The organism is Micromonospora sp. NPDC047467 (assembly GCF_040643095.1).
In the GTDB taxonomy this organism is placed as follows: domain Bacteria; phylum Actinomycetota; class Actinomycetes; order Mycobacteriales; family Micromonosporaceae; genus Micromonospora.
The window spans coordinates 1-2,214 of the sequence record NZ_JBEYTO010000028.1; the positions used below are offsets into that span (position 1 = coordinate 1).

6 protein-coding genes are annotated in these 2,214 nt (G+C 72.3%); all 6 read left to right on the forward strand.

Annotated elements, in window-relative coordinates:
• Positions 1-340, forward strand: a 340-nt coding sequence (locus ABZ780_RS31630) for a helix-turn-helix transcriptional regulator (RefSeq protein WP_357488416.1), incomplete at its 5' end; no start/stop codon positions are given.
• Positions 318-593 (forward strand): helix-turn-helix domain-containing protein, encoded by a 276-nt coding sequence (locus tag ABZ780_RS31635; protein ID WP_357488418.1) that lies wholly within the window; start codon positions 318-320, stop codon positions 591-593. The genes ABZ780_RS31630 and ABZ780_RS31635, both read left to right, overlap by 23 nt.
• An 85-nt stretch (positions 594-678) precedes the next feature.
• Positions 679-1,185 carry a hypothetical protein gene (locus ABZ780_RS31640; RefSeq protein WP_357488420.1) on the forward strand — a complete coding sequence of 169 codons (507 nt, stop codon included), beginning with the start codon at positions 679-681 and terminating at the stop codon, positions 1,183-1,185.
• The gene (locus ABZ780_RS31645) at positions 1,182-1,784 is read left to right on the forward strand and encodes a hypothetical protein (protein WP_357488421.1); all 603 of its coding nucleotides are present in this window, start codon (positions 1,182-1,184) and stop codon (positions 1,782-1,784) included. Before ABZ780_RS31640 ends, ABZ780_RS31645 begins: the two co-directional genes overlap by 4 nt.
• The gene (locus ABZ780_RS31650; protein ID WP_357488423.1) at positions 1,784-2,020 is read left to right on the forward strand and encodes a hypothetical protein; all 237 of its coding nucleotides are present in this window, start codon (positions 1,784-1,786) and stop codon (positions 2,018-2,020) included. The genes ABZ780_RS31645 and ABZ780_RS31650 overlap by 1 nt, the downstream gene beginning before the upstream one ends.
• On the forward strand, positions 2,020-2,169 hold the full coding sequence (locus ABZ780_RS31655; RefSeq protein WP_357488425.1) for a hypothetical protein: 150 nt from the start codon (positions 2,020-2,022) through the stop codon (positions 2,167-2,169). The genes ABZ780_RS31650 and ABZ780_RS31655 overlap by 1 nt, the downstream gene beginning before the upstream one ends.
• Positions 2,170-2,214 lie beyond the last annotated feature (45 nt).

A 2,214-nucleotide genomic window follows, 5' to 3' on the forward strand; every position in this document is an offset into this window, starting at 1 on the left:
CGCGCAGCTCCCCACTAGGCACGAGGAATACATGACCGACCTCATCCGCAAGGGCGAAGGCCAGCCACTCCGAGACGCGATGAAGCGCCAAGGCGTGACCCAGGCCGAGCTCGCCGCTCGAACCAAGGCGGTCGACGTCCGCGGGCGGGGGGTGAGTGCCGCAACCGTCGCCAAGGTCACCGGCAGTGGCACGACGGCGGCCGACTGGTGCAGGGGTCGGACGGCGTGGCTGATCGCCACGGCGCTGGATGAGCCCCTCCAAGCCCACTTCGACATGCCCACAGTTTCTACAGACACAGTGAAAGGGTGTAAAGCCCATGGCGAGTCAGACCCTCGCTGAGCGCACCGAGATCCTCCGCCCGGCCGGCATCGCACCGCTCCTCGCCACCGAGGAGCTGCGAGCGCACTTCGGTGTCTCGCGCTGGACGGTCAACGCGTGGGTGAAGGACAAGGGGTGCCCCGTCGTGCGGCTCCCCGGTGGTAACCGCCGCTTCAACCTCACCGCCGTCGAGGCGTGGCTCGCCGCACAGGGCGAGGGCGCCGAGCAGGCCCGCGCCGAGCAGGCGCGTCGGGCGATCTCCGCTCGCTACTAACCCCTTGATGCGCCGAAGGGTCGCCCGCTTGCCCGCCTGGCGACCCCACGACCCGGCGCCCTTACCCACAGAAAGAAGGTCACCGGTGACCACCGAGATTACCGAACAGACCACGCCCACCGACCCGCTCCGCACCACGTACATGGCCGCGACCGCGCTCGCCGCCAGGCTCGTCGACCAGGCGCAGATCCTGCCGGACACCGTCGAGACCCGCCGCGAGCTCGGCACCGACACCTACGGCGTCCGCTTGCACTACGGCACCGGCCTCACCGCCGGCCGCGGCGTCCTTAAGACGGCGGCCGCCGTGGACACCGAGGTGACCCGCGACGACGTCCGCGACGACGTCGTCTGGATCGAGGCGCACGCCACCGTCGACGGCATCCCCCTCATCGCCCGGGCACTGACGAACACCGCCGATGCCGACCAGCTCCTGGCCGCGAGCGACGAGGCGGAGGACCCCGAGGCGACGCAGCAGATCCCCACCGTGGACACGTCCCCCACGGCCGTGCCGGCCCTGTCGGTTCCGGGCATCTTCGCCGTGCGGCCGCTCGCCGCCATGAAGGCCGCTTCCTCGTCGGAGAGCGACGCGTGAGCCGGGCCCTGCAGCACCAGCTGCACAGCATCCTGCAGACCGCGACCGCGACCCTCGACCTGCCCCTCGAGAGGGGACACCTCGAGGGCCTGGCCGTCGAGGTCACCCCGGCCATCCGCGCCCTGCTCGCCACGACTCCGGCCGCCGCCGAGGAGGACGCGCCCGTCCGCTGCGCCCTCACCGCCGAGGCGCAGTTGGAAGAGGCGGTCGGCGTGCGGATCACCGAGTACGCCGGCTGCATCTCCCGCATCGGGGTCGACGTCGACGAGGACTCGCCCGCCGCCGTGCTCGCGGCCGAGCTGCGGGGGCGGCAGCCGGACGTCATCGCCACCTCCGTCCCCGACGGCAAGTATCTGGCCTTGACCGTACGGCCGCAGTCCCTGGACGCCTGGCGCTGGTGGCTCGACAAACTCGGCATCGCCGCCGAGGCCGTGACCCAGCAGGGCAACACCGCGCACGCCGTAGGCGTGGTGGGTGACGTCGCCGTCGAGGTGTGCGGGGACGGCGTGCCCGAGCTGCAGGTGGACGCGTCGGCAGCCCGGTGGACTCGGTTCCTCGCGCCGGTGCAGGCCCTGCGTGAACCGGCGGGTGACGTCTGATGCCCGCCGCGACCGCCGCCCAGTGGCTCACCGCCGCCAGCATCGGCACCGCCGCATTCGCTCCGGGCGCGCTGCTCATCCTCGGCCTGGACCACGACCTCACCCCCCGCATGCCGCACGTCGACCTGGAGCCCGCCCAGCGCGCCGCGCAGCAGGCCCGGACCCGGCTCGCCGCATGGCTCATCGCCCTCGCCATCGCCTCGCAGCTCGAGCAGCCGAAGGAGGCGACCCGCTGATGCCCGCCACGCCCAAGCCGACGATCACGCAGGCCGGGCTCCACCGGGTGTGCTGCAACTCCAAGGACGGCGCCGCCCACTCCACCAGCAAGGCGCGCTGGGAGCTGTACCTGGTCGTCTACAACTCCACCGTCCCCTGGCCCGAGTAGGCGTGGCGCGTCTCCCGGCGGGACCAGGTTCCGGCCATCTCCGAG